This window comes from Algoriphagus sp. AGSA1 (genome assembly GCF_021390545.1).
GTDB lineage: Bacteria > Bacteroidota > Bacteroidia > Cytophagales > Cyclobacteriaceae > Algoriphagus.
In genome coordinates this window covers 64,310-90,709 of record NZ_JAJUWR010000005.1, presented here as the reverse complement: position 1 = coordinate 90,709, position 26,400 = coordinate 64,310, and the positions used below count along the sequence as shown (strand labels likewise).

Genomic DNA, 26,400 nt, shown 5'->3' with positions numbered 1-26,400 from the left:
AAAAATTTTTTGAAAAAGCGTTTAATAGACTTGAGCGTTTAAATAACGGCAGTAAATGTACTAACCACTAAGCTAAGTAAGCGACAATAAATAAGCCAGCTTAGCAGAAGTATTCCATTACTTTTTTAGCTCAACGGCGAATGAATATGGATTATGGTTTTCTTCAATTCCTTTTTTTATAGGTTCTCATGTATTCAGCCATTTCCTCGGGTGTCATTTTCTTCTCGGATCCGGGAGTTAGCTCTATGGCTTCCTGGATTGCTTTATCAGACCTATCGATGAATTCTTTGGGTTTTCCTTCAGATTTGATCAGGTCAAATGCATCATATAATTCTCCTGTAGCAGTATAGGCACCATAGCTGAGTTGGTTCCCATCTACAGATATCAACTGATATAACTGAGTGTTGGATGCTGCTCGATCCATCCATTTGTCAAATGTAAGGTTGTACATTTTCGGTCCGCTTACAGAGACCACATACACCGGGCCTTGTGCGGCTGGATCCTGATTTGCCACTCCGGAAGGAAGGTTTCTGCCCCTTCCATAGGAATGGTCGTGGCCTTGCAGTACCAAATCTACCTGGTATCTGTCAAAAAGAGGCTTAAATGCTTCTCGGAATTCCTTGTTGTCCCTTCCAGTGCCGGAAGAGTAGATAGGGTGATGAAAAGTAATGACAGTCCATTTCTGAGTATTCGTGGAAAGCACTTTTTCCAACCAAATCCGTTGGGTTTCCATTGATTTTTCATCCAATACAATCTCCTGGGAATTGAGGGAAATAAGCCTCAAATCTGAATAATCGGTGAAATAAACCGTTTCTTCAAAGCCTTTGGGACCATTTTCCGGAAGGGTGAATTGCTTTTGCCAATGATAGTCCAGCACCAAAGCACCATCCTCATTGCGGTTGTACTCATGATTTCCGGGAGTACTTATACTAGGGATCATGGCATTGATAAAACCTCCCGCATGAGTCCATTCCCCCCACTCCTGATCGGAATGGGTACGGTTGATCAAATCACCGGCATGGAGCATAAATCCGGCCTTGGGCAGATTGGAATAGGCCTGACGGATGATTCTGGACCACTGTGATTTAAGGTTGTTCTGAGCATCACCGAAATAGATAAATGAGAAGGGAGTTCCTTTTTCAGGCGCAGTGGTGAATTGAAACCATTCAGACCATGTGCCTTCATTCCCTACCCGGTATGCATAGGTAGTGGCAGGTTTTAATTTCCGGAAAGTCACCGAGTGATAATTTGCCTTTACACTATCCACTTCCAGATATTCAGTCTTCGCCTCAAAAGTCTCCGCACTGTCCAGATAGATTGGTGTATTAGGAGCCAAAATAAACTGGGCTTTGGAATCCTTTACTTCTGCTGCGGTTCTCCAGGTCACGGATTGTGTGGTCATAGGATCATCCGACCAGGTAAGGACAATACGGTCTGGGTATTTGGAGGGACTGAAATCTTGGGCGCTGAGATTAAGTGTGAAACCCAGGATGAAAAAAAAGACGGCAGAAGAGTTAAACAGGTAGTTCATCGGATTGGAGAGTTTAGAAAAAGTAAAGGAAGATTTAAATATTGGGGATTTACGGGAATATAGTGTTAAGAAATTTTTAAATCATATTTGTAGTAGCAACCTGGGGGAACTTACGCCCAAAAATAATTTTGTGATTTTTCTTTCCGAAAAGTAGTGAAGAACTAAATACAGGGAATACATACTTACAAAAGCGGAAGGAGTGTTTTTCATGAAACCTGTTCAGGGATTATAATTCAAGTTAATAGATTGAAATTTAGCAGATAGATGAAGTTTTTGGGTTTTCATTAGATTAATTCTAAATAACACTTGTTTAGAATTGGTCTAAGTAATAGGTTTGTGGAATATTTCTAAACAAACCAAAATGAATCGTAGATTTCTACTCCTCACCAGCCTGTTTATCCTTTGTGTTTTCGGCGCATTCGCCCAGTCTGCCAGCATCAAAGGTTACGTGACTACGTCGGACGATCAGCCGATGGAATTTGTGAATGTCGGTATCAAAGGCCTGACCAAGGGCAATGCGACTGACAGAAACGGATTTTTTGAAATCAAAAATATCGCACCGGGTACTTATACCGTTTATGCTTCTTTTGTAGGGATCGAAACTCAGGAAAAAAACATTCAACTGAGCGCAGGAGAAGCACTATCCGTAAACTTTTTATTATCAGAAAGCTCCACTGACCTGTCAGAAGTAATAGTGACAGACCAGTCTTCCAATAGATTCTACTCAGACAGTAATTTTACCATTGCCAAGCTTCCGCTTACGGATCTTCAGAATCCCCAGGTTTATAACTCTGTTTCTTCCAAATTATTAAAGGAGCAGGTAGTGACAAATATGAATGATGCATTGAAAAATGCTACGGGCATCACCCGACTATGGGAATCTACCGGACGAGGTGGAGACGGCGCAGAGTATTATTCCATGCGTGGCTTCTCTGTGCAGCCGACTATGGTAAATGGCATGCCAAGTCTCAATAATGGTGGTCTTGATCCGGCAAATGTGGAAACTGTGGACGTAATCAAAGGCCCATCCGGAACACTTTTTGGCAGCGCTGTGATTTCATACGGAGGCTTGATCAACATTACTACAAAGCGGCCTGCTGACACTTTTAAAGGTGAAGTGGGATTCATCACAGGGAGCTATGGACTGAACAGAATCACCGGTGATGTGAATGTCCCGTTGAATGAAAGTGCCTCTATGCGGGTAAATACGGCTTACCAATCCAACAATACATTCCAGGATGCGGGAGGGAGAAATTCATTTTTTATCGCTCCGTCATTCAAATTTGAAGCCAGCGAAAGACTTACTTTTTTGATTAATACTGAGTTCCTGAATTCTAATTCGGTCAATGCTCCGATGATTTTCTTAAATAGAAATAATCCACTTACGTTCTCCTCTATCGATCTTTTCGAGCGGAATTATGAAAAATCCTTTACAGGAAACGAGTTAAGCATCAATAATTCTTCTTATGCGCTTCAGGCTCAGACATTTTACAAGCTCTCCAATAGTTGGACATCCCAGACGGTAGTTTCCAGAAGCTCTACGAAAACCGATGGATATTACCACTATCTCTTCGATGGAAGTGATGGGGATTCTTTTTATCGGTACATTTCTGATCGTAACGGGCAGACATTGACGACAGACATACAGCAGAACTTTATCGGTGATTTCCACCTGGGATCCATGAGAAACAAGATGATCATAGGATTGGATTATTACGATGCTGATATTCTCAACAGTAGTACTGGATGGGTGGCCAATGGTGTAGTGACACTTTCCGATGGGGCTGATACAGGTGTGTTGACCCAAGCTGGTGTTGACGATTTGTTGAAGGATTCTTTTGAAGGAAACTCTACCGGTAATACCCGTATCATGAGTGCTTATATCTCTGATGTCATTGAATTGCTTCCACAGCTTTCCGCAATGGCAAGTGTGAGAATAGATAATTTTAAAAATGAGGCCTGGGGAACAAATTCTGAAGAAAATACCCAAACAGCTGTCTCTCCAAAATTCGGGATTGTCTATCAGCCAGTGAAGGACAAAGTCTCTATCTTCGGTAACTATATGAATGGCTTCTCCAATGTGGCGCCAGCCACGGTATCGGATGCAGATGGGACTAACCAACGGTTTGTGACTTTTGATCCGGAAAAAGCCAACCAGCTGGAAGTGGGAGTGAAAACAAACCTTTATCAGAACAAAATCTCGGCTACAGCCAGCTACTATAATATTACCGTATCCAACCGAGTGATGACTGACCCAAACAATATCAACAACTCCATCCAAGGAGGTGAAGTGGTAAGTAAGGGATTTGAGTTTAGTGTGATCGCTACTCCAGTGGTAGGGCTCAATCTGGTAGCTGGATACAGTATGAATGATGCAGAAGTGACAAAGGATTATCCTGAAAGCGGCTACTTGGGACTTCGGCCGGAAGAAGCGGGGCCAGAGAATTTGTTCAACTTCTGGGCGAGTTACTCCTTCTCTGCCGGAGCACTCAAAGGCTTCGGACTAGGGTTTGGTGGAAATACAGCCAGTGAATATCTGACCATGAATAGAGAAAATATTGGAAGCTTTGCCTTGCCTGCCTATCAGGTGTTTAATGCATCACTTTCCTACACAGGTTCCAAGTATTTCCTTGCGTTGAAAGTGAACAATCTAACAGACCAGAAATACTACTCAGGATGGTCCACGGTGACTCCACAGAATCTTCGAAACGCCTCCATCAGCCTTAATTATAGATTTTGATGAATGTAAAAAAGATAATAAATAAACTGCACCTCTGGCTCGGACTTTCGTCCGGGCTCGTTGTGTTTATAGTGGCAGTGACAGGATGTATCTATGCTTTCCAGGCTGAGATCAAGGATTTGACTTATCCGTTTTTATTTGTGGAGCCTCAGCAGAAAGCCGTCTTGCTACCAAGTGAGATCAGTGAAATCGCACAGGAAGCATTCCCTGAAGGTCACTTGCATGCGGTGCTTTATCCAACCAAGGAAAAATCCGCACAGGCGATTTTCTTCAGCTATGGGGAGGGCCACGACCATTATCAAATTGCCTATATCAATCCTTATTCAGGCGAAGTTCTGGAGCTGCGGGATGAGTATGCGGATTTTTTCCGATTCATTCTCGACGGGCATTTTTACTTATGGCTGCCCCCTGAAATCGGCCAGCCGGTTGTGGCGAGCTTTACCTTGGTTTTTCTGTTTATGGTGATATCTGGTCTGATCCTTTGGTGGCCCAAGAAAAAGAAGAATCTGAAACAAAGCCTAAAGATCAAATGGTCTGCGAGATGGAGAAGAAAGAATTACGATCTGCATCAAGTAATGGGCTTTTATGTGTTGACCTTTGCGTTGGTTTTTGCTATTACTGGATTGGTTTGGGGCTTTATCTGGTTTAGAGATGGTTTGTATTTTGTGGCTTCCGGTGGAGAGAAATTTGTAGAATATTATGATCCGGTTTCTGATTCCACGGAATCTTATCAGGGAGAGATCCCGGCTTTGGATGCAGTGTGGATGAAAATGAATGCGGAATATCCGAATGCAGAGTGGATAGAAGTACATCCACCGGAGTTCGAAGGAGCGGCTATAGCTGCCAATGCAAATCCGGATGCATCCACTTATTGGAAAACTGACTATAAATATTTTGACCAGAATACGCTGGAAGAATTGCCTGTGGAGCATTTTTACAATCGGTTTGAAGAGGCTACAGTAGCACAGAAAATCATGCGCATGAACTATGATGTGCATGTAGGTGCCATTGCTGGACTGCCGGGTAAGATTTTGGCTTTTTTCCTTAGCGCAATTATTGCTTCACTGCCAATAACTGGATTTTTGATCTGGTGGGGGAGAAGAAATAAAGCTAAAAAAGAACCTGTGGCCCAGGTGAAAGAGAAGATGGTACTGACGGAAGTTTAAGATTCTTTAAGTTTAAAAGTTGAATGTGGGAAGGTTGTAAGGTTTTGCAGCCTTTCTGCATTTATTAGAATGGAGTTTAATAGGTGAAACGCTGCATTTAGGTCCAGTCTTCAGTCTTCCCACTTTTAGATCGGGGAGAATACGGCTATTGGTATCCTCGTCCCTGATCATTTTATTTTTTTGTGAAAAAACCTCAAAAAAACTGTTCAATTCTTTGTCAGACTGGTGCTCATACCTTAGATTTGTTTTAATTTAAAATCAATCTAAATAAAAATAGAAAAGATTTACAGTATATAAAAAGATGAAGCCATACGGCGGCAACCGTATGGCTTCGGACACTAAACTTTCTAATTCTCCAATTAAAAAGCGATGCAATATAACAAAATATTGTCCATTGTATTTTTGTGTGGTTATTTTGCCTTCCCGGCATGGGCTCAGCAAAATACCAGCCTCAATGGCCTTGTAATCGACCAAAGCGGCAATCCCATCCCTGGGGTGCTGATCATAATCTCTCCGATTTCCAAAGGATTAGTCACTGATGCCAATGGCAAATTTTCCGTTGACCTTCCTTCCGGCAAAACCTTTACGTTTGGCTTCTCTTTCATGGGATTTGCTGATCATACTGAGGATATCAGTCTTGGATCAGGTGCGCGAACCATCGAAATCACACTTAAGGAGAATGTCAATGATCTGGATGAATTTACCGTTTTGGGTAAATCAGAATTGAAGGAAATCAGAGAACGAGCTTTCAATGTGGAAGTCGTGGATGCGCGTAAACTTCATCACACCAATCTTGATTTAGGTCATGCGCTGGATCGGGTTTCCGGTGTACGAGTCCGCGAAAGTGGAGGAGTAGGGTCGAGGATGAATTTTTCCCTCAACGGCTTCTCCGGTAAGCAGGTCAAGTTCTTCATCGACGGGATTCCCATGGATGATTTTGGGTCTTCCTTTCAGCTGAACAATATCCCGATCAATCTGGCCGAGAGGATCGAAGTCTATAAAGGTGTGGTGCCGATTGGTCTTGGTGCCGATGCACTTGGGGGTGCAGTAAATATCGTCACCAAAAATGTACAGAAAAACTATGTGGATGTAAGCTATTCCTACGGTTCGTTCAATACGCATCGTACAGTCATCAATACAGCTTATGTCGCTGAATCAGGCTTCACAGTCCAGCTGAATGCCTTTCAAAATTATTCTGACAATAATTATTGGGTAGATGTGGATGTGGCGGATATAGAAACCGGCAAGTACTATCCTGACCAGCGCGTGCGCAGATTTCATGATACCTACCATAACGAAACAGTGATCGCCCAACTTGGTGTGCAGGGGAAACCATATGCTGATAAGCTCTTGGTGGGGCTGACAGCTGGGAGAAATTACTCGGAAATCCAAACTGGCGCCCGCTTGGTTACTGTTTTTGGGCAGTGGCATCGAAAGGGTACTATCCTGATGCCCACATTGAAATACCAGAAAAAAAACTTGTTCGTCCAGGGGATGGATGTAAGCGTGAATGCCAATTACAATTTTGGCTCAGAGCAGAATATCGATACAGTCAATCGCCGCTACAACTGGTTTCGGCAGTACAAGGAATATGAGGTGCCAGGAGGTGAAAGATCCTACACGCTTTACAAGTTTAGCAATAATAATGCGGTCGTTACCGCAAATGCATCTTACCGCTTCAGGGAGATCCATACCCTAGCAGTGAGCAATGTGTTCAATAGTTTCAACCGGATAGGGAGCGATGCGCTAAATCCCGATAATAACCGCTATGAAGAACCTCGAAAAAGCCAGAAAAATATTACTGGTCTGAGTTATCAGCTGAACTGGGAAGATAAGGCCAGTGTCTCCGCATTTACTAAAATCTATAATCAAACCAATTACTTCACACTGTCATACAACCCAACGGGTAATTATGGTGATGTGGCCTACCGGAATGAACGGGAAAATTTCACCTACCCAGGATTTGGGCTGACAGGCTCTTACTTTGTCACTGGGAATATTCAGGCAAAAGCTTCTTTTGAAAAAAGCTATAGACTGCCCGAGCCGGAGGAACTCTTCGGAGATATGGTAAACCTTCAAGGTAATCTGGATCTTAAGCCAGAAACAAGCTACAATTATAATGTGGGATTGAGTATCTGGAAACAGCTCAATGCGGATCACCGAATTGATTTTTCCTCCAATGGTTTTTACCGTGATGCCAAAGATTTCATTCGCCCTCGTCTGAATAATAACCAGGCTATGCAAGTCATGGATAATCTCTACAGCGTGACCAATATCGGTGTGGAGGGGGAGGTACGCTGGACTTATAAGAGTGTTCTCTCGGCTGGCGCAAATATCACCTATCAAAATCTTCGCAACAATACTGAGTTTGAAGAAGGACAGACTATTCCGAGCGTGGTGTATAGAGACCGTGTGCCAAATATGCCTTACCTCTTTGGGAATGCAGATGCCAGCCTGATGATGCAGGATGTTTTTGGCAAGGGAAAGGATATATCCATAGGCTATAACCTCTTATACGTCCATGCTTTTTATCTCTACTGGCCAAGCTTGGGAAGCGATAAATTTGATGTTCCAGAGCAGCTTTCCCATGATATGAATGTGACTTATACCATGGGGGAAAAAGGAAGACTTCAACTCATCGCTGAATGTAGAAATATTCTCGACAGTAAGCTCTATGACAACTTCAGCCTTCAGAAGCCTGGACGAAACTTCTCTGGCAAAATCAGATACTTTATTTATTAATTCTTTTACAATCCTTACATACTATTTATGAAAACCAACTTTAACTATTTCTATGCATTTGCGGCAGCTATATCAATAGGATTTTCCAGCTGTGACTCTGATGATCCAAAACCTGGGCCAGTGACACCCGCTGGAGAAAGTAGATATATCATCGCTTCTACACCACTGGCCTCTGATGGAGTGGCAGATTACCTGTTAACAGCGGAAAGCCTGACCGAAGGATCTGTAAGCACAGTAGGAAATGGCATCGAGCAGGATGGGACTTATCGCTACTATGTGACCCACAAAAATAGGTTTTTCAGCATGCTGTATGGACAGGGAAATCCTGGTGCCGTGACGACTTACGAATTGAATTCTGCAGGAGCGTTACAGAAACTATCAGACTTTCAATCCGAAACTGTACAGGCTTTTGGTCCAATGGATGATGATATAGTCATGGTGAAAATTTCACGAAATTCCGCCGATCCGGTATCCTCTTGGTATAGATTGGATGCAGACCAGCTACAGATAGTAGCGGATGGTAAGTGGGATCAGGAGAACATTGCTGACAATGGGGAGCAGGCATTTTTTACTTGGGTCACCCAGGTGGATGATAAGCTTTTTGCCCCTTACTTCAGTATGAAGGCCTGCTGTAATGACAGCTTTGGGACCAGCTATCCTGATAGTGCATGGATTGCGGTGTTTGATTATCCAAGTATGGAGCTGAATAAGGTGATCAAAGATGACCGGACCAGCTTTATCGGGAGATATTTTCTTTCTGGGCTGGAAGTGGATGAAATGGGGGATACCTATGCTTTTTCCGCTTCAGTAGCCACTTCCAACGGAGCAATGGTTTCTTCGCTTCCTTCCGCATTCACCCGAATCAAAAAGGGAGAATTGGAATTTGACCAGTCTTATTATTTCAATGTGGAGGAACTTGCGGATGGCTATTACATTACTGCGAAGACTTATGCAGGAAATGGCAAATTCATCCTGACCATGAATAAGGAGAAAGGTGCATACACCACCGGTAATCGCTTTGCTGTGGCCGATGTCTATAATAGGACTTTCACTTGGGTAACTGGAGCTCCAGCTGAATCAGCTATAGTCCAGGTGACAACAAACAATTATTCTGAGAAAAGCGGTCTTGCCTATGTCGGGATTACTACTGATACAGGAAGCTGGGTGTATGAATTTGATGCCAACACGGCTACTGCAAAACAGGGGCTGAAAGTCGATGGAGGTAGAATCACAGCGATCAGTAAGCTGGAAGTAGCAGAATAGATGTCTAAAAAACTAAGTCCTGGGAAATCAGCTGCCTTTGGAAACTAAACCGACAAACGCTCTTATCCCAGGCACCAATTCTTTTGAACTAAAACGATCCGCTTATGTCAGCATGCAGAACAGAAATTATCTATCAAAACGAGGATTTTGTTTTTACAAAATGTACCGATTGTGATCGGATGGGTCTCATGTACAAGCAGGCTATGATCAGCTTTGATGAGCTTAATTTTAATGCCTTTTGCAGGTACATGGAGCGGATGGAATTTGAATATGAAAAGTACCCCTTCTTCGATGGACTTGACCGGGTAGTGATCGAGACCTATCATCCAGATGTACAGTTCACGTTGCTTGAGGAGGAGTTTTATAGATTGAAAGCAAATGTGGTTGAAGCAAATGCCCATTTGCAGCTGATAGAGATGATTCGGAAGATGTAGAGGAGTCTGTCAACAGTTGACTGCCGACAGTCGATAGAAGCAAGCCGCTTACTTCTGGCAAAGAGTATTAACACTGAGCAGATGATATTCCCCCTTGGCAAGGGTGCTAGGGGATTTATTTAAATGTGATTATCCGCAATGATGCCAGTAACCCTATTCTCTTTGCTTTACTGGACGGAAGACCGAAGACGGGTGACCGAAGTGGCCTTGACGCTGGTGTTTTCCGAATCCTATGATGCTTTTATTGTTTTACTGGCAGAAAAGCGGAACATATATTTAAAAAAAGTCCAGCTTCTGGAGAAGCAGGACAACCTGAGAAGCGGGTCAACCAAAATCAACAATAAAACAATATGACCTCTGTGTGATCATCAACGGATCCAGTGGTTTAAACAACTAAAAACATGAATACAACAAAATTTAAATCAGCTTATTTAACGATGATGCTTTTTATGCTTGTCATCGGAGCACAGGCGCATGCGCTTTGGATACACACTTCTTCCAAAAGTGAGATAGGCCAAGTACATCCTTATAAAATCTACTATGCCGATTATCATGAAAACGCCATTGAGCCGGTGGAAAAATGGTACTCCGATGTAAAGGAGTTTGAGCTCTGGTTGGTCAGCCCTTCTGGAAAGAAAACCAAGCTTGAGCCTACTGCTACTGAGGAATATTTTGAGGGGAGCTTCATCCCAGAGGAATCAGGGGAATACAGAATGCAGATTTCCCATACGGCAGATCCCGAAACTGGCAAAACTTCCTACCAGTTCAATGCTTACGCCCAGATATGGGTGGGAAAAGGCAAAGCTCCTTCACCTCCTGAATCAGATCTGGCTTTGGTTAGAAAAGCCAAGTCTGATGAATTGCAAGTTTTGTACAAAGGGAAGTCATTGTCTCATGGTGAACTTGCTGTCCTGGGACCGGATGCAGAAACCCAGGAGCTGAAGACCGGAAAAAAAGGGAAAGTCAAAGCCTCTTTGGAGATAAAAGGAACCTACTTCGTGGAGGCCACACATACAGAAAAGCTTTCTGACAATGAACCTTCTGGACTGAAAGCCATTTGGAGATGTGCTACCCAGGCAATAGAGATTGATTAAATGATAATTGAGTGGGTAACTTTTATAACTGCTTTTTGAACTATGAGCTTTTCTTTTTTAACTCCCGTTTTTTCGCATCAAAGAAACCAACCTTGCAGGGTTTCTTTGGTGCCTCTTTTTGACACTTATCAAAATCAGTTGACCACCTTATAAAGCATACCATACTATTCTATAATACCTGTGATTTCTTTCGAGCAGTGGGCAAGTACCCCACCAAATAATACAACTTCATGATAACATTGAGCATACTTCTTACTTTAACAGGTTTTGAGTTTTTCTATCAAACTTCCAAAAAAGCCGAATTACGCCGTTCCGAAAAGATTGCCAGATGGTTTGGTGCGAATGAAATGCTCGCAAAGGTCTGCGGAACTTTTCTTTTAGCGACCGCTTTGATCCTGTCCGTACTTCATCTCGGCTTAGGATCTGGAGTCTTCGCGTTTGTATGCATGCTTATGTTTACGGGAAGTTTGGTGGTGCTGATAGCGCCTCTTGGCAAAGTGAAAGTAACCTGGGTTTTGGCCGGAATGATTACGCTTTTCATCCTTGAGATTCTCTGACTATGCCTGCGAATAAAAAATACCTGACGCCTACGTTCATTCATAGATTTTCCAGAATTACCGCCGGATTTGTCGGAGGATATCTAGTCACTGTGTCTTTCTTTCTGTCTCTTTCATTTTACTTCGATAAGGTACCGGTGCTTTTTACGTTGGTTTTTGGAGGGTTTTTACTGTGGGTAAGTCTGATGATCATTGCGTTCATCGCCAAAAGCGGATGGAAAATCTGGGGGATTTATCTCTTGCTGTTCCTGTTCTTTGCCACCATTGTGTACCTCAATCAACCTTCACCTTCGCTATAATACAAGACTATGAGCAACAGGATTTATAATATTCTTTTCCACACCCATACGATTTCGGGGATTATTATCAGCGTGGCCTTATATGTCATTTTCTTTGCGGGGTCTTTTTCGTTTTTCCGGGATGAAATTGTCAGTTGGGAGCGTAATGAGCCATTGGCTCAAGGTTGGAAGCTTGGTGAGATGGATTTCGACCGGGTCATGGATACATTGGGAAAGGATAAGCCACTTTTAGGAAGTACTGTTTCGTTTAATCAGCATTATGACGAGCAGCGCCTTTCTGCCACGGTGACTCCGCCGGTAGCTCCCGAGGCTAAGGAAGAAGGAAAGCGTGGCCGAAGGGGGGATTTCGTTTACCTGAATACCCAGAGTTTTAAGACTTATGACTATCAAAGTTCTTATTCACTGGGGGAGTTTTTGTATAGACTCCACTTTTTTGCCCAGTTGAATTTCTTTGGGCGATCCGGCTATTTGCTGGCAGGTTTGGTAGCCTTCTTTTTTCTGTTTGCGGTGATCACCGGGGTAATTGTGCATTGGAAAAAGATCATCAGCAACTTCTACATTTTCCGTCCAAACAACAGCATCAAAAACCTGTGGACGGATGCCCACACGGCACTGGGGATATTGGGTTTGCCCTATCAGTTTATGTTTGCGCTCACGGGTGTTTACATTATTATAGGATTGACTATCATGTCCCCTGCGATTATTTCATATGTATATAATGGGGATCAGGAGAAAGCTTATGATGATTTTGGATTCAATCCACCCAAATTTGAGGCAGCTGGTACTCCGCTCAGTTCTGATTTTTCTATCAATGACTTTCGGGATAAAGCCAAGAAAAAATGGCCTGAGTTTGAAATAAACCGAGCCACGGTTTTCAATTTTGGGGATGAAAATATGCATGTGCTTTTTGAAGGGAAATCCTCTTTCAAAAGCAAGTTTGCAAGCGTGGGTAAGGTGATATACAATGTCATGACAGGAGAGATCGTCCAGGAAAAAAGCCCTATGGAGGGAGTATCCTATCTGGATGGGGCTAGAGCCGTCATCCTCCGATTGCATTTTGGGGATTATGGGGGCATAGCGGTAAAGCTGGTTTATTTTGGATTGGGGATTTTGACCTGCTTTGTGATCATTTCCGGGGTGATGATATGGCAGGTGGCACGCGATAAAAAGCATGTGTCACCTGCTAAAAGAAAATTCAATGCATGGCTGGTCTGGTTTTATCTGGCGGGTTGCTTGAGCATGTATCCGGTGACCGCACTTACTTTTCTGATGGTAAAGGTGGGCTTACAAGCTCCTGATGCGGATCGTATGGGCTTCATATTCCAAACCTATTTTTGGTCTTGGCTTGTATTTACGATGCTTTTTACCTTCCTGAAAAACAATTCCCTTACAAATAAATACAGCTTGCTTACAGGGGGGGCAATCGGTCTGTTGATACCTATCGCCAATGGATTGGTAACAGGGAATTGGCTTTGGGTATCTTTGGGACATGGCTATTCGGATATCTTTCTGATTGATCTTTTTTGGCTGGTGACTTCGGTGACTACGATTTTAATCGCATTGAAAATCAAAATAAAAAAGGGAGAGGTTGTACAGCATAAAGCTGCCGTCAAACCAAAACCCCAGACCGTGACAATGAGTTGATTTTTTTGCAGTTGGCGGAGCGTGATTTGGACTCTGTCAACTGCCATTTGTAGTGCGTCCTGGATAACTCGAAAAAGGGGAAAACTTGAAAACTTATTACAATTATTTTTTTACCAAATTGAACCATATGGAATTACATTTCATTTATTTTTGTGCCTGCATATTTAATGCGGCTATTTGCCTGATTAAAAAATGAAAAAGCTTAACTCCCTGTTTTACTTGTCGTATTATCTCCTGCTGTGGGTGGTTTTGCCGGCTACAGGGGTGGGGGCTAGCGTGTTTGCCTACGATTTGAATGATCGTAGCCAATACAGTATCACCAAGGGGGAGGCTGATTTTTCAGATTTTCTTCAGGGAGTCAATCCCGATTGGACTAGACTGAACAGTGCGGAGACTACTAAAAACTTGCTTTTTGACACTGGTCATTGGCCACTTGTTTTTTCGTCTGATCATAGGTTCCGGCATAGTTTCGGTAAGGAAGAGGATGTTAATCCAAATTTTTCTAATTCCCCGTTTTTGGGAGCTTTTGCTGCTTTCAAGATCATATTTCCATTTCATTATTTCTGGTAAAGCGGACTGCAATTCAATCTGATATTGCTACATCCTTCAAGCTTCATAGAGGCAGGAAGGAATTATTTTCCATTTTATCTATTCATAAAAACAATGAGTGAACTAACATTGATATTACTGTCGGTGGTACTGACCGGCATGGTATGTATTCCATTGGTTCTTGTCCATTTCAAGCAAAAAGGCAAAGGACAGCTGCTAAAGGAAAAACTCAAATCCGAAGCACAGATTAATCACCTTAAAACAAGCGATTTCCAAACCTGGCGGGAAGCGTATTGTATAGGTTTGGACCAGGAGGGAAATCAATTGCTATTCTTGAACTCAAATGAAAATGTGCATCTATTTCAAAAAATAGACCTCACTAAGGTGAGGCTTTGTCGGCCAATCAGAAATTTCCGACAGGTCAAAAATGGCAAGGAGAAGCGGCAGATCATCAATAAAGTCAGTTTGGTGATGGATCCGTACGATGATCACGATCCTCCGTTCACAATTGAAGTATATGACGAGGAGAAAAGCGACTATCTCATCAACGAGTGGGACATAGCCCAAGCTTGGTCAAAAAAGATAAATGAACTGAAGAAATAAGAGTAAGAGGCTGCCTCATAAGTAGGTTTTCTTGTCAGGCTAAGCGAAGTCGAAGCCTTTAATGCGCTAATTAAGCCCATTTGGATTTCGAGACTGTCGTCTCTCAAGTGCTCAATGTGACAATTATGAATTATGAGACAGCCTCTTTTTTTATACTTTTTGATCCAGTTTATCCCGATTTATGAATTTTCCTTATTTTGGGTGTCAAAATCTTTTTTAAAACTATGACATCAGCAAGTGAACTAGCTCCAGGAAGTAAATTAGTACACCCAAAGTTCGGTACTGGGATGATACTTTCCTTGGATGACACGTATTACAAAATCTATTTTTATGCTTCTGAGCAAGTAAAGACCCTTGCCAGAGATTATGAGGGGTTTACAGTGGAGGAGGCAAAAGCACCTGACTTCCCTATGCTGACTATGAAAGATGTGGAAAAAGCGATTCGGGAAGCATTGATACAGACGACCGAGCGGGCTCCTATCGTGCCTCTTGGGGGCAAGTGGATTGGCGGAAAAGTGGTATTTGAGCCAAACGATGAAAACCTTCAATCCAAAGAGATCCCTATGGCCACCTTCTTCCATAAGATAGTGATGGTACGGGAAAAGCTCCGGGTACTGGAACAGAACATCAATAATCATCCGAAACTTGACGATGAAGATAGGGTTCATCTCCAGCAGTACATTACCCGGATTTATGGTTCTCTCACGACCTTCAACGTCCTGTTTGCTTACAAGGAAGATCAGTTCAAGGGAAGCAGGGCATAGAAAACACAGTCCAGACAGTCTTTAGACCCTGGCACGTATTCGACTTAAAGTCTCTATGGTCATATCAAGAAATGAAGCGATTTGACCTACTGAAGCCTTATGGATGACTTTTGGCCGGTATTGCATCAGTTCGAGGTACCTTTCCCTGGCCGTTTTGAATTTATTGAAAATCTGATGCTCTTCGAGTACAATGTAATATTGCTCCAATATCAGGCGGTAGGCATGTTCCAATTCAGGGAATTCCATAAAACTGGTCTGTAGATCGTCATGTGAGATTTTAAAAACCCTGCTTTTCTCCATGGTTTCAATGTTTTCATAGGAGGGCTTTCTGGTGATGAAGGAATGCATAGCGGTGACAAATTCCTCATCTAGGGTGAAAGAAACCGTAATGTCACGATTGTCCCGGATATAATAACTCCTGGCCGAACCTTCAGCCACAAAATAAAGATACTTGCTTACCTGCCCCTCCCTCTCTAATAAAAAGCCTTTTTCAACCACAAATTCTTCCAGATGTCTTGCAAAGGCTGCTTTAGCTTCATCGCTTGTGGTAGGGAATTTGTTTAAGAGTGGCAAGAAATTTTCCATTTATTCGTTACTAAAAAGTTAATATGACGGCAAGGTGTATTATATTTACCCTAAATTAGCCCTGTCAATTTAAATATAAGTGCAGGATTCTGCATGCTTAAGTGCTTTATAACCCTGTATTTATTTCAAAAATTATTGAATTTCACGTAATCAAACTCTCTAACAAAATTATATTTTATGAAAAAGCTTTTGGTATTAGTATTTGCTCTAGGCTTCTTGGGCACAGCCCAAGCTCAATTCGGTGTCCGTGCGGGATTCAGTAGCGCTAATTTCACGGATTTTGATTCTGACGCTATTGCAGGGTTCCATGTAGGAGGATATTACAAGAAGGATCTGGGGTTTCTATCATTAGAGCCAGGGGTGCAGTTTTCGCAAAAAGGGTATCAAAGAAATTCCACGGTTGGCCACACTACAAAGAATGACCGTATAAATTATTTGGATATCCCTGTTTTGGTCCGTGTTAATTTCTTGCCTTTTCTGAATGTCTTTGCCGGGCCTCAAGGTTCACTTTTGGTCTCAAGAAACATGGAATTGGTAAATGGGGACAATGTGACAGACACCGAGCCGATCAGAGGGTATGATATCGCGGGGGTAGTAGGCGTAGGCGCGAACTTACCGTTTGGTCTGAATGCCCAGGTGAGTTACGATATAGGATTCCAAAGCGTGCAATATTATGATCAGGATGTTAAAAACAACGTGTTCAAGATTTCAGTTGGATATGATTTCTAATCGGTTCTGATGAGTAAGCTGAAAAAATAAAAACCTGGGTTAACCCGGGTTTTTATTTTTTCAGCCTATCAGGATTTTCTTCTATAAAGGATTTCCAGCCTTCATTCCTTCCCCTGGTCTGTACCCTTCCTTCATGGAAGTGATGGCAAAGAGCGACTGCCAAAGCATCAGTGGCATCCAGCATTTTTGGGAGTTCCGTAATAGAGAAAAGAGTCTGCAACATAGCGGCAACCTGTTCTTTGGAGGCGTTTCCATTGCCTGTCACAGATTGCTTTACTTTTTTAGGAGAATACTCTGTTATGGGTATCTCTCTGGCCAGTGCTGCGGCCATGGCGACTCCCTGTGCCCTTCCCAGTTTGAGCATGGATTGTACATTTACTCCAAAAAATGGTGCCTCCAAGGCCACACTGTCCGGGAGGAATTCCTCTATAATGCCGGTAATGCGTTCAAAAATTTTTTTGAGCTTCAATTCATGGCTCCCATACTTTTTTAGATGGATGACGCCATATTGTAAGAGTTTGTATTTTTTTCCGTTAGTTAATATCACCCCATATCCCATCACATTTGTGCCTGGATCTATTCCTAATATGATTTTTTCCTTTGGTGCTTTTTCTTGTTCTTTGCTCACCTCCGCAAGTTAGCCCAAAAGATGCTAAGTTTTTACCTGATCTGGTCTCTGAGTTACTTTACCTTGCTGTGGTGGATGGGTAGCAATTGGAAGTCATGCAAAATTGAATTCTCTTCGATACGCTCATTTTCTCCCCAAGTGACTCTTATTATTCCTTTTCGGAATGAAAGGGAAAATATCCCCGATCTGCTTGTAAATCTTACCAGGCTTCAGTATCCAAATCTGGAGATTTTATTGATAGATGATCACTCAGAAGATGGTTCGCCAGGGCTTTTGACAGCGGAACACTTGCCTGGAATGTCACTACTGTACAGTCCGGCACCCGGGAAGAAAAGCGCAATAGAATTTGGAGTGCAACAGGCCAGAGGTGAGGTGATTATTTGTTCGGACGCTGACTGTGTGTTTACAAAGCATTGGATAGAAGGGATGGTTTTGCCTTTTTATGATCCTCACATCCAGCTGGTAGCAGGGCCGGTACTTGTAAAGGACGGAGAGGGTGTTTTGGATAAGTTCCAGCGCCTGGACTGGGCTAGTGTAGTGTTGATGACTTCTGGTTCTTTTACCAAAAAAAGCCCACTGATGTGTAGTGGAGCCAACTTTGCCTATAGAAAAGAAGCTTTTGAACGGGTGGAGGGCTATGAAGGGAACCGTCATTTGTCTTCCGGAGATGATGAATTTCTGCTGAAGAAAATTTATAAAACCTATGGTGCTGATTCTTGCGCCTATTTGACGTCACCTCAGGTACTGGTGTGTACAAAGCCAGAGCCTACTTGGCGTGCACTGATCCAGCAACGTGTCCGTTGGGCGAGCAAGTGGAAAGCGCACTCTTCTTTCGTACATGCATCTTTGGCCATAGCGGCGCTCTGGGTACAAGTAATATGGATTGGAAGCTTTTATTTACTAACTATGGGGGCGCGGGGGATACTGGTTTTCGGAGGAATCTGGTTATTGAAAGCATTAGCTGAAAACCATAGCTTGGGTAAGGTTTTGCGAAGTTTCGGAGGGGTTCTAGACAGTGTGTCAGTTTTAAAAATTTCTCTCCTTCATCCGTTTTATGTGTTACGTGTCGCTTTGGGAGCTTTAAGAGGAAAATTCACTTGGAAAGGTCGGGAGAACTGGAGAAGTGTTAATTTAGGACCTGAAATCTAACTTATGAATGACGACGAATTTGACTTGATGGACGAGCTGTATTTCGTCCAGTCATACGGATACCTCAAAGAAGCTTTAGGTTGGGATGAAGCATTGCTCTTGGCCACATTACATAGTCTGTATTCTCAGGGATATATTAAATGTCTAGATGATCCGGATACAGAGCGGTTTGAGGCAGTGGATGTTTTAAATGAAGGAAGAGACCTATTCTTTTTGGCGACTAAGAAAGGTCTGATGGCCCATAATACACTTTGACTTTGACTACTGAAATACACAAATTCCAACGGAAGGAACTGCAGCTGAAATCGCTGTTGGAGATCACCCAGGCGATAAATGAAAATCAGTCGGAAACAGTTTTGCTTAATATTTTCAAATTTACCTGCCTGGTACACCTGAATATCAAATCACTGATACTCTATGTCGCCAAACAGGGAGCCTTTGAAAATAAGATCTCACATGGTGTGAAGGGTAATGTGCCGAGGTTGATTTCTGCTGCGCAGGTAATGGATGAGAAGGCCACAGGTGAATTGAGACTGGAATTGGAGGAGGAGTATTCTTTTGAAGAGTTGGAAACTTATCTGCCCGTTTACCATAAAGACAAGATGCTTGCAATCTTGTTTTTGAGGAGAAAAGATCAAGGATTGGAATTGGATCTGAATTTCACACAAGCCTTGACCAATATATTGGTGGTAGCTTTGGAAAACAAGAGGTTTGCAAGAAAGCAACTTGAGCAGGAAATCCTGAACAGGGAAGTGGCGATTGCATCCCAAGTTCAGCAGATGCTGTTTCCGGCAGAGTTGCCGATAGATAAGGAACTCAAGGCTAAGGTGACTTATTTGCCCCATAGTATGGTAGGAGGAGATTATTATGACCTTGTCCGCAAGTCTAAAGATGAAGTTTATTTTTGCATAGCGGATGTATCAGGCAAAGGGATGGCCGCGGCTTTATTAATGTCTAACTTTCAGGCTGCCTTACGGACGCTTTTGCGCAGTGATGCTGATCTGGAAATGGTGGTGAAGCAGCTGAATTATACCTTGTTTGAAAATACCAATGGGGAACGCTTCATTACTTTTTTCTTGGGATATTTTAATTTCAGAACGAGGGAACTTACCTATGTAAATGCAGGCCATAACCCTCCTTTGCTCTGTCGTGATGAAGTTGGCCTATGTGACAGTCTCGATGCGGGTACCACTATCTTAGGAGCTTTTGATGAATTGCCCTTTCTGGAAGTGGGTAAGCGCGAGGACTTGGGGAACTTCTCCTTACATCTGTACACTGACGGACTTACTGAAGCTATGAACCCATTTGAGGAGGAATATGGGGAGGAGCGTTTGGAAAAATTTGTGAACAAAAACCATAAGCTTGATCCGGATGATTTCCATCGGAAGTTCTTAAAAAAAATCAATGAATTTTCAAAAGATATTCCCCTGCGGGATGATCTTACCTTGCTGAGTTTAAGGTTTCAATAAGATGGTTTGGCATGTTGTCCCTTCATTTGTCCAACGCTTGTATCCAGCCAGAATATGGGCTAAGGAAGATAGTGGAGATGTGGTCTATTTGACATTTGACGATGGACCGGTGCCGGGAGTTACGGATTACGTGCTTGAAGAACTGGCAAAAAGAGATCAGAAGGCCACTTTTTTTGTGGTGGGGGATAATGTGAGGAAAAACCCCTCCTTGGCCAGGGAAATCCTGGATCAAGGTCACAAACTCGGAAATCACACCTTTAATCACCTCAATGGCTGGAAGACAGAACAGGGCAAATATTTGGAGAATATTGCCCGGTGTGACAGGATTATTGAGGATTTGCTGGGGATCAGGACTCAGCTTTTCAGACCTCCCTATGGTATGATGAGATCAGCCCAGGCAGCGGAGGTACTATCATCTCAACAGATTGTGATGTGGAGCATGCTTTCAGGAGACTACGACCAGAATTTAAAGCCGGAATTGGTCGTGAAAAAATCCATACAACATACCAGGATCGGATGTATCGCGGTTTTTCATGATCAGCAAAAAACCAAGAATGTATTGCCTAAAGTGTTGCCCCGGTACCTGGATTATATCCGGGAGAAGAAATGGAAAACAGGTTTGCTATGATAGTTTGGGTTTGTTATGGTATTGTTGCCTTGATTATCCTGCAGTTTTGCACGTTGCTGATCCGGATTGGCTTTTTCTGGAAAAATCATAGTAACCCTCCCTCAGAATTACCGCCAGTGTCTGTTTTGGTAGCTGCCAGAAATGAAGAGGCGTATCTCCCGGATCTTTTACGGTCACTGGAAAATATAGATTATCCGGCGGATAAGGTGGAGTTTCTATTTGCTGATGATCAGAGCTCTGATCGTACCACAGAGATATTGGAACATTGGTGCGCCCTTGCGCCCAACAGGTCTTTTATAAGTATAGGTTCTTCTCAGACGGCATTATATAATGAGAATGGGAAGGCCAATGCATTGGGCATATTGGCAGAAAAGGCTAAGGGAGATTATTATTTCTTCACGGATGCCGACTGTGAGGTGGGTGGGGAGTGGATCAGGGAAGGGATCGGTTCATTTTCAGGGAATATTGGTCTGCTGATAGGAGTCACTCAAGTCAAAGCGGGGAGTATGCTGGGCAGATTGCAGGAATTGGATTGGTGGCTGACTTTGGGATTTGTTAAGGTGGCCACGGATCTGCAAATCCAGACTACTGGACTGGGCAATAATATGGTGATCAGCCAGGAGGCCTATGTGCAATGTGGAGGATTTAAAAACCTCCCTTTTTGCCTAACTGAAGACCTTGAAATATCCCGTGCAATTCAGAAAGAGGGATATGGTATAGCTCATCAGGTAAGTTTGGGAATACTTGTGAAAACGAAACCTGAGACATCCTTACGGTCCCTGATGCGCCAGCGCAAGAGGTGGATGCATGGGATGATGACTTTGCCTTTGTATTGGAAAGTGGTCTTGGGACTTCAGACGGGATACTATCTGGGATTAATTGGGCTATTAATCCTGATGCCAAAAGTAGGTTTGGCTTTGGCTTTGATTAAGATAGCTATACAGGGGCTGTTTCTTAATGGGTTTGCAAATAAGGCAGGGCAGAAAATCAACTGGATATATTTACTGTTTTTTGATTTTTATAGTTCTATTACCACCCTCCTTACTATTCTTTATTATTTTTGGCCTTCCAAAACAAATTGGAAGGCCAGAATATACCCATGAATTACATAGAGACACACGCACATATTTATTCCACTAAGTTTGACTCAGATCGGGATCAGGTGATCCGGGATATAAAAGGTGCGGGCATAGAACGACTATACATGCCAAATGTGGACGTGGAGTCAATAGAGGCAATGCTGGCCTGTGAAGAAAAATATCCTGATCTGTGTATTCCCATGATGGGGCTGCATCCATGTGATGTGAAGGATGATTACCCTGAGCAATTGGCAGTGATGGAAGGCTGGCTGAATAAGCGCTCCTTTGCTGCAATAGGGGAAATAGGGCTTGATCTGTACTGGGACAAGACGTTTTTTGAGCAGCAGAAAGAAGCACTCAGGATCCAGATCAATTGGGCAAAGGAGAGAGAATTGCCAATAGTACTTCATTGCAGGGAATCTATCGATGAGACCATCGCCCTCGTCAAAGAAGCGCAGGACGGTAAACTGAAAGGTGTATTCCACTGTTTCACCGGCACGTTGGGTCAGGCCAGACAGATTATCGAGTTGGGGTTTCTTTTGGGGATAGGCGGAGTGGTGACCTATAAAAATGGAGGGTTGGATGCGGTTCTTCCTGAAATCAGTCTCGATCATCTGGTGTTGGAGACTGATGCTCCGTATCTTGCACCGGTTCCCCATAGAGGTAAAAGGAACTCTCCGGCCTATTTGCCGATTATAGCTGAGAAAATCGGAGACCTGCTCCATCTGTCGAAGGAAGAAGTAGCACTTAAAACAAAACAAAACGCCCTTAACCTTTTCCGTGAGATTGGATCATGAACTACAAAATAGTACGATTAAATACAGCGCTGCGTACAAGTAAGACTTCTTCAGTATTGATCATCTATACCGGAGGTACCCTTGGCATGGCGTACGATGAAAGTGGAGCGCTGGTGCCCTTTAACTTTGGGCAGATTCTTGAAAAGATCCCGATCCTCTATACCATGGATATCGCCATTACGGTGATTTCTTTTCCTGAGCCTATAGATTCTTCCAATGTCTCCATGAGCCATTGGAAAGATATGGCCTATATTATCTATGAGAACTACGACAGTTACGATGGTTTTGTGGTGTTGCACGGGACTGACACCATGGCGTATTCTGCCTCTATGCTCAGTTATATGCTTCAGGGGTTAAACAAACCGGTGATCTTCACCGGGGCTCAGCTTCCCATCTCTGCCATGAGATCTGATGCACGGGAAAATCTGATGACCTCATTAGAAATCGCCACGGCTAAGATCAATGAGGAGCCAATTGTTCCTGAGGTTTGCATTTTCTTCAACCACTTATTGCTGAGAGGAAACCGCTCCAAGAAAGTGCAAAGTGTGCATTTTGATGCGTTTGAGTCTGAGAATTATCCCCCACTTGCAGAGTCCGGGATTGTAATCGACTATAATACCCAAGCCATCCGTTCTTTGGAGTCTAATAAGAAACTGGTGAATAGAAATTCACTTGACAACAATGTGTTGATTCTCAAGTTATTCCCGGGGATCACCCAAAGAGTCATAGATGCGACGCTTGATATCAAAGGACTCAAAGGCGTAGTGCTGGAAACCTATGGATCGGGGAATAGTCCAAGCGAGGAATGGTTTATGAATTCCCTTCAGAGAGCCATCAAAAAAGGGATCATAATTTTGAACGTGTCACAGTGTAACGGGGGACGGGTAATACAGGGCAGATATGAGACTAGCAAAGAGCTTTTGAATGTTGGCGTGATCAGTGGGACGGATATGACCACCGAGGCAGCTATCACCAAATTGATGTTTTTGCTGGGACAGGAGAGTTCACATGCTGACGTGGTGGAGAAATTAAAAATGCCTCTTGCGGGGGAAATGAGCGCATAAATACAGATTCCCGAGGCTATTTTTCAGGATAATTTGGAAAGGGCGTTAATAATAATTTTCTTTGCACTCCGATTTGGCATACGGATCGGATAATTCAACTAGAGAGGTGTCCGAGTGGTTGAAGGAGCACGCCTGGAAAGCGTGTATACCCGTGAGGGTATCGAGGGTTCGAATCCCTTCCTCTCTACTTATAATAGATTGAAAATCAATAGGTTACAGATTTAAAAATCTGTAACCTATTTTTGTTTTTACCTTAAATATTAGCAAATAATTGATTTTCAGATATTTACGTTTATAAACGTTAAGATTTTCCAGAAAATGCGAAGGCCTGTAATGAGTTGTGTTACAGGCTTTTTTGTATTCAAACCCTCAAAGTTTTCACAATTGCCTGTAATTCCAGTGCGTCATTCGTGTAGTTCACCTACTTCGAAAAAAAAGACGCACTGAGATCTGTATTATTCTTTGAATATCAACTAGTTCAATATTTAAACCTCTTGTGGATTAGAGTCTGTTTTTCGAGTTTTATTAACCTAAATCAGTGCGTTATGTTAGAAAAAAGCTTCGGATTGCTCTTCTTTTTGAAGCAATCCAAAAAAAACAAGAATGGAGAAAAGTACATCTATCTCCGAATTACCGTCGATGGAATTCCTAAGGAGTTGTCAACCAAAAGATTATGGCAACTTTCTAAATGGAATGTGTCTGCCGGTAGGGCTTTTGGGAATTCTGAAGAAGGAAAGACCCTTAACTCCTATCTGGACACTCTTTATTACAAAGCCTTACAGGCCAAAAAGCAATTATTGGATCGGGATCAAGAGGTCACAGCAGAAGCAATCAAAAATATACTGCTGGGAGTGTCTGAAAAGAAAAAGATGATCATGGAGATTTTCAAGGAGCACAATGAACAAGTGGAAGCTCTTTTAGATAAAGAATTCGCTCCGGGCACCTTGCAAAGGTATCGTACCTCTTATGACCACACCAAGGCCTTCATGAAATGGAAATATAAAAAGGAGGATATGGATATACATGCCTTGGATTATGAATTTATCTCTTCCTATTCCTTTTGGCTTAAAACTGTTCAGAATTGCAGCCATAATACCACCATGAAGTATTTGGCTAATTTCAAAAAGATCGTTCTAATTTGTCTTAAAAATGGCTGGCTAGACCGTGATCCTTTTATCCGTTTTAAAATGGCGAAAAAGGAAGTTCATCGTGTCTATCTAACATCAGAGGAGATTGCTATTGTTGAAGCAAAAAGATTTCCGACGGAGCGACTACGGCATGTCAGGGACATTTTTCTATTTAGTTGTTATACTGGCTTGGCATATATTGATGTCAAGCGACTAACTAGATCTCAGATAGTAATCGGAATCGACGGAGAGAAGTGGATCTTTACCAATCGGCAAAAGACTGATACTCCCACCCGTCTTCCATTGTTGCCAAAGGCACTTAAGCTTGTTGAGAAATATAAGGACCACCCCTTGTGTGAAGATGGATCGCATGTCCTGCCAGTATTGAGCAACCAAAAAATGAATTCGTACCTCAAAGAGATCGTTGATGTGTGTGGGATTGATAAGCCCTTAACCTTCCACATCGCCAGACATACATTTGCCACGACTATCACTTTGGGAAATGGAGTTCCTATTGAAACGGTGTCCAAAATGCTTGGACATAAGTCTATCAAACAAACGCAGCATTATGCCAAAATCTTGGACACGAAGATAAGTTTTGACATGAAGGCTCTAAGAGAGAAGCTTCAATGAATCTAGACTGACTTCTTTTTAAATGAAGAGACTGAAACCCAAAAATGAAACTTAAATTGAACAGTAACAATGGAAAATAAAATCGAAATATACCAAGCAGAAAATGGGCAGACTCAGATTGAGGTAAGATTTGAGAATGAAACTACCTGGTTGACGAACAGCCAGCTAGTAGAGCTTTTTAAATCCAGTAAAGCAAACATCAGTGAACATATCAAACACATTTTCGAATCTGAAGAACTGGACAAAGACTCAACTGTTCGGAATTTCCGAACAGTTCAAGTGGAAGGCAAAAGATCAGTTGAAAGAGAAAGAGTACATTATAACCTAGATGTAATAATCGCTGTCGGTTATCGGGTTAACTCCAAAAGAGGCACACAATTCCGTCAATGGGCAACCCAACGGCTTAAAGACTTCCTTGTGCAAGGCTATGCAATAAATGAACAGAGACTTTCTCAGAAGCAACAAGAAGTCCAGACCCTTAAAGACGGAATCCGAATCCTAAGCCGGGCAATAGAACAAAAGGCACTCGATCAGAATTTGGACTGGCTCAATCATTTTGCCAAAGGATTGGAGTTACTCGATGATTATGATCATGAGAACTTAGATAAGAAAGGGTTAAATAAAAGACAGGCAAACTATCCAGGGTTAGTTGACTACAAAGAAGTTATCCAGTCAATGAAATCAGATTTTGAATCCGGTGTGTTTGGAAAGGAAAAAGACGGAAGCTTTGAAAGTGCAATTGCACAAATCAGTAAAGGTTTTGGTGACGAGGATTTCTATCCGACCTTGGAAGAAAAAGCCGCTACGCTTCTATATCTGATTGTCAAAAATCACGGATTCGTCGATGGCAACAAACGGATTGCAGCAGCTTGCTTCCTTCTCTTTTTGCAGTCAAATGATCTATTGCATAATAGTGAAGGCCATTCTATAATCAGCAATGATGCATTGGCAAGCCTGACCTTGTTCATTGCTTCCAGCAAACCTGAAGAGATGGAAACGGTAAAGAAACTGGTGATCAGTGTATTGAATAGGAATTTGTAATTGAATTCTTGGTTTACCATTTGATTTTATAACGGCGATTATCGCCGTTATTTCTTATTTATATAAACAAAGAATTTATATAAAT

26 protein-coding genes and 1 tRNA gene are annotated in these 26,400 nt (G+C 42.6%); 24 read left to right on the top strand and 3 right to left on the bottom strand.

Annotation, left to right across the window (positions count from 1 at the left end):
- Window positions 1-163: 163 nt before the first annotated feature.
- Window positions 164-1,531, bottom strand: coding sequence for a metallophosphoesterase family protein (locus tag LZF95_RS04725; RefSeq protein ID WP_233753842.1), 1,368 nt, complete (start codon window positions 1,529-1,531; stop codon window positions 164-166).
- 361 nt (window positions 1,532-1,892) lie between these two features.
- On the opposite strand from LZF95_RS04725, the gene LZF95_RS04720 reads away from it, so the two are divergent.
- From LZF95_RS04720 to LZF95_RS04660, 13 genes are all read left to right on the top strand, one after another.
- Window positions 1,893-4,271: a TonB-dependent receptor gene (locus tag LZF95_RS04720; protein WP_233753841.1), complete on the top strand. Its 2,379-nt coding sequence runs from the start codon at window positions 1,893-1,895 to the stop codon at window positions 4,269-4,271.
- Entirely contained in the window at window positions 4,271-5,437 is a 1,167-nt protein-coding gene (locus tag LZF95_RS04715; protein ID WP_233753840.1) for a PepSY domain-containing protein, read from the top strand. Before LZF95_RS04720 ends, LZF95_RS04715 begins: the two co-directional genes overlap by 1 nt.
- A 369-nt stretch (window positions 5,438-5,806) precedes the next feature.
- Window positions 5,807-8,179, top strand: a complete 2,373-nt coding sequence (locus LZF95_RS04710; protein ID WP_233753839.1) for a TonB-dependent receptor — start codon at window positions 5,807-5,809, stop codon at window positions 8,177-8,179.
- Window positions 8,180-8,206: 27 nt separating this feature from the next.
- Entirely contained in the window at window positions 8,207-9,442 is a 1,236-nt protein-coding gene (locus LZF95_RS04705) for a DUF4374 domain-containing protein (RefSeq protein ID WP_233753838.1), read from the top strand.
- A gap of 104 nt (window positions 9,443-9,546) precedes the next feature.
- The gene (locus LZF95_RS04700; RefSeq protein ID WP_233753837.1) at window positions 9,547-9,876 is read left to right on the top strand and encodes a DUF6686 family protein; all 330 of its coding nucleotides are present in this window, start codon (window positions 9,547-9,549) and stop codon (window positions 9,874-9,876) included.
- Between the two features lie 138 nt (window positions 9,877-10,014).
- A complete protein-coding gene (locus LZF95_RS04695; RefSeq protein ID WP_233753836.1) occupies window positions 10,015-10,230 on the top strand; it encodes a hypothetical protein in 216 nt (71 codons plus the stop codon).
- 47 nt (window positions 10,231-10,277) lie between these two features.
- Window positions 10,278-10,970 (top strand): DUF4198 domain-containing protein, encoded by a 693-nt coding sequence (locus tag LZF95_RS04690; protein ID WP_233753835.1) that lies wholly within the window; start codon window positions 10,278-10,280, stop codon window positions 10,968-10,970.
- Between the two features lie 230 nt (window positions 10,971-11,200).
- On the top strand, window positions 11,201-11,527 hold the full coding sequence (locus LZF95_RS04685) for a hypothetical protein (protein WP_233753834.1): 327 nt from the start codon (window positions 11,201-11,203) through the stop codon (window positions 11,525-11,527).
- A gap of 2 nt (window positions 11,528-11,529) precedes the next feature.
- A complete protein-coding gene (locus LZF95_RS04680) occupies window positions 11,530-11,826 on the top strand; it encodes a hypothetical protein (RefSeq protein WP_233753833.1) in 297 nt (98 codons plus the stop codon).
- Between the two features lie 9 nt (window positions 11,827-11,835).
- Complete coding sequence (locus LZF95_RS04675; RefSeq protein ID WP_233753832.1) at window positions 11,836-13,470, top strand: PepSY domain-containing protein; 1,635 nt, start codon at window positions 11,836-11,838, stop codon at window positions 13,468-13,470.
- 192 nt (window positions 13,471-13,662) lie between these two features.
- Window positions 13,663-14,040 (top strand): hypothetical protein, encoded by a 378-nt coding sequence (locus tag LZF95_RS04670; protein ID WP_233753831.1) that lies wholly within the window; start codon window positions 13,663-13,665, stop codon window positions 14,038-14,040.
- Between the two features lie 93 nt (window positions 14,041-14,133).
- On the top strand, window positions 14,134-14,622 hold the full coding sequence (locus tag LZF95_RS04665) for a hypothetical protein (protein ID WP_233753830.1): 489 nt from the start codon (window positions 14,134-14,136) through the stop codon (window positions 14,620-14,622).
- Between the two features lie 224 nt (window positions 14,623-14,846).
- Window positions 14,847-15,386, top strand: a complete 540-nt coding sequence (locus LZF95_RS04660; RefSeq protein WP_233753829.1) for a hypothetical protein — start codon at window positions 14,847-14,849, stop codon at window positions 15,384-15,386.
- Between the two features lie 21 nt (window positions 15,387-15,407).
- On the opposite strand, the gene LZF95_RS04655 is transcribed toward LZF95_RS04660, so the two are convergent.
- On the bottom strand, window positions 15,408-15,971 hold the full coding sequence (locus LZF95_RS04655) for a Crp/Fnr family transcriptional regulator (RefSeq protein ID WP_233753828.1): 564 nt from the start codon (window positions 15,969-15,971) through the stop codon (window positions 15,408-15,410).
- Window positions 15,972-16,148: 177 nt separating this feature from the next.
- Here LZF95_RS04655 and LZF95_RS04650 point away from each other — a divergent pair, with 177 nt between their 5' ends.
- Complete coding sequence (locus tag LZF95_RS04650) at window positions 16,149-16,700, top strand: porin family protein (RefSeq protein WP_233753827.1); 552 nt, start codon at window positions 16,149-16,151, stop codon at window positions 16,698-16,700.
- A gap of 52 nt (window positions 16,701-16,752) precedes the next feature.
- Here LZF95_RS04650 and ruvC read toward each other — a convergent pair whose 3' ends face one another.
- A complete protein-coding gene (ruvC, locus tag LZF95_RS04645) occupies window positions 16,753-17,328 on the bottom strand; it encodes a crossover junction endodeoxyribonuclease RuvC (RefSeq protein ID WP_233753826.1) in 576 nt (191 codons plus the stop codon).
- Between the two features lie 21 nt (window positions 17,329-17,349).
- On the opposite strand from ruvC, the gene LZF95_RS04640 reads away from it, so the two are divergent.
- From LZF95_RS04640 to rhuM, 10 genes are all read left to right on the top strand, one after another.
- Entirely contained in the window at window positions 17,350-18,477 is a 1,128-nt protein-coding gene (locus tag LZF95_RS04640; protein WP_233753825.1) for a glycosyltransferase, read from the top strand.
- A gap of 3 nt (window positions 18,478-18,480) precedes the next feature.
- Entirely contained in the window at window positions 18,481-18,732 is a 252-nt protein-coding gene (locus LZF95_RS04635; RefSeq protein ID WP_233753824.1) for a hypothetical protein, read from the top strand.
- 2 nt (window positions 18,733-18,734) lie between these two features.
- Window positions 18,735-19,946: a PP2C family protein-serine/threonine phosphatase gene (locus LZF95_RS04630; protein WP_233753823.1), complete on the top strand. Its 1,212-nt coding sequence runs from the start codon at window positions 18,735-18,737 to the stop codon at window positions 19,944-19,946.
- Window positions 19,947-19,983: 37 nt separating this feature from the next.
- Window positions 19,984-20,574 carry a polysaccharide deacetylase family protein gene (locus tag LZF95_RS04625; protein ID WP_306422270.1) on the top strand — a complete coding sequence of 197 codons (591 nt, stop codon included), beginning with the start codon at window positions 19,984-19,986 and terminating at the stop codon, window positions 20,572-20,574.
- Complete coding sequence (locus LZF95_RS04620; RefSeq protein WP_233753821.1) at window positions 20,571-21,677, top strand: glycosyltransferase; 1,107 nt, start codon at window positions 20,571-20,573, stop codon at window positions 21,675-21,677. Before LZF95_RS04625 ends, LZF95_RS04620 begins: the two co-directional genes overlap by 4 nt.
- Window positions 21,674-22,450, top strand: a complete 777-nt coding sequence (locus LZF95_RS04615; protein ID WP_233753820.1) for a TatD family hydrolase — start codon at window positions 21,674-21,676, stop codon at window positions 22,448-22,450. The genes LZF95_RS04620 and LZF95_RS04615 overlap by 4 nt, the downstream gene beginning before the upstream one ends.
- Complete coding sequence (locus tag LZF95_RS04610) at window positions 22,447-23,514, top strand: asparaginase (RefSeq protein WP_233753819.1); 1,068 nt, start codon at window positions 22,447-22,449, stop codon at window positions 23,512-23,514. The genes LZF95_RS04615 and LZF95_RS04610 overlap by 4 nt, the downstream gene beginning before the upstream one ends.
- Window positions 23,515-23,614: 100 nt before the next feature.
- Window positions 23,615-23,701, top strand: a tRNA-Ser gene (locus LZF95_RS04605).
- Between the two features lie 358 nt (window positions 23,702-24,059).
- A complete protein-coding gene (locus LZF95_RS04600; RefSeq protein ID WP_233753818.1) occupies window positions 24,060-25,274 on the top strand; it encodes a site-specific integrase in 1,215 nt (404 codons plus the stop codon).
- 69 nt (window positions 25,275-25,343) lie between these two features.
- A complete protein-coding gene (gene rhuM / locus LZF95_RS04595) occupies window positions 25,344-26,315 on the top strand; it encodes a RhuM family protein (RefSeq protein WP_233753817.1) in 972 nt (323 codons plus the stop codon).
- The last annotated feature ends 85 nt before the right edge of the window (window positions 26,316-26,400 follow it).

What these genes read in the sequence shown, in the direction of transcription:
- LZF95_RS04690 (WP_233753835.1), top strand. Translation starts at nt 10,278, where the DNA reads ATGAATACAACAAAATTTAAATCAGCTTATTTAACGATGATGCTTTTT.
- LZF95_RS04660 (WP_233753829.1), top strand. Translation starts at nt 14,847, where the DNA reads ATGACATCAGCAAGTGAACTAGCTCCAGGAAGTAAATTAGTACACCCA.
- LZF95_RS04710 (WP_233753839.1), top strand. Translation starts at nt 5,807, where the DNA reads ATGCAATATAACAAAATATTGTCCATTGTATTTTTGTGTGGTTATTTT.
- LZF95_RS04685 (WP_233753834.1), top strand. Translation starts at nt 11,201, where the DNA reads ATGATAACATTGAGCATACTTCTTACTTTAACAGGTTTTGAGTTTTTC.
- LZF95_RS04705 (WP_233753838.1), top strand. Translation starts at nt 8,207, where the DNA reads ATGAAAACCAACTTTAACTATTTCTATGCATTTGCGGCAGCTATATCA.
- LZF95_RS04655 (WP_233753828.1), bottom strand. Translation starts at nt 15,971, where the DNA reads ATGGAAAATTTCTTGCCACTCTTAAACAAATTCCCTACCACAAGCGAT.
- LZF95_RS04620 (WP_233753821.1), top strand. Translation starts at nt 20,571, where the DNA reads ATGATAGTTTGGGTTTGTTATGGTATTGTTGCCTTGATTATCCTGCAG.
- LZF95_RS04720 (WP_233753841.1), top strand. Translation starts at nt 1,893, where the DNA reads ATGAATCGTAGATTTCTACTCCTCACCAGCCTGTTTATCCTTTGTGTT.
- LZF95_RS04665 (WP_233753830.1), top strand. Translation starts at nt 14,134, where the DNA reads ATGAGTGAACTAACATTGATATTACTGTCGGTGGTACTGACCGGCATG.
- LZF95_RS04725 (WP_233753842.1), bottom strand. Translation starts at nt 1,531, where the DNA reads ATGAACTACCTGTTTAACTCTTCTGCCGTCTTTTTTTTCATCCTGGGT.
- LZF95_RS04700 (WP_233753837.1), top strand. Translation starts at nt 9,547, where the DNA reads ATGTCAGCATGCAGAACAGAAATTATCTATCAAAACGAGGATTTTGTT.
- LZF95_RS04615 (WP_233753820.1), top strand. Translation starts at nt 21,674, where the DNA reads ATGAATTACATAGAGACACACGCACATATTTATTCCACTAAGTTTGAC.
- LZF95_RS04640 (WP_233753825.1), top strand. Translation starts at nt 17,350, where the DNA reads ATGCTAAGTTTTTACCTGATCTGGTCTCTGAGTTACTTTACCTTGCTG.
- LZF95_RS04715 (WP_233753840.1), top strand. Translation starts at nt 4,271, where the DNA reads ATGAATGTAAAAAAGATAATAAATAAACTGCACCTCTGGCTCGGACTT.
- LZF95_RS04680 (WP_233753833.1), top strand. Translation starts at nt 11,530, where the DNA reads ATGCCTGCGAATAAAAAATACCTGACGCCTACGTTCATTCATAGATTT.
- LZF95_RS04635 (WP_233753824.1), top strand. Translation starts at nt 18,481, where the DNA reads ATGAATGACGACGAATTTGACTTGATGGACGAGCTGTATTTCGTCCAG.
- LZF95_RS04670 (WP_233753831.1), top strand. Translation starts at nt 13,663, where the DNA reads ATGAAAAAGCTTAACTCCCTGTTTTACTTGTCGTATTATCTCCTGCTG.
- LZF95_RS04610 (WP_233753819.1), top strand. Translation starts at nt 22,447, where the DNA reads ATGAACTACAAAATAGTACGATTAAATACAGCGCTGCGTACAAGTAAG.
- LZF95_RS04695 (WP_233753836.1), top strand. Translation starts at nt 10,015, where the DNA reads ATGATGCCAGTAACCCTATTCTCTTTGCTTTACTGGACGGAAGACCGA.
- LZF95_RS04600 (WP_233753818.1), top strand. Translation starts at nt 24,060, where the DNA reads ATGTTAGAAAAAAGCTTCGGATTGCTCTTCTTTTTGAAGCAATCCAAA.
- rhuM (WP_233753817.1), top strand. Translation starts at nt 25,344, where the DNA reads ATGGAAAATAAAATCGAAATATACCAAGCAGAAAATGGGCAGACTCAG.
- LZF95_RS04650 (WP_233753827.1), top strand. Translation starts at nt 16,149, where the DNA reads ATGAAAAAGCTTTTGGTATTAGTATTTGCTCTAGGCTTCTTGGGCACA.
- LZF95_RS04675 (WP_233753832.1), top strand. Translation starts at nt 11,836, where the DNA reads ATGAGCAACAGGATTTATAATATTCTTTTCCACACCCATACGATTTCG.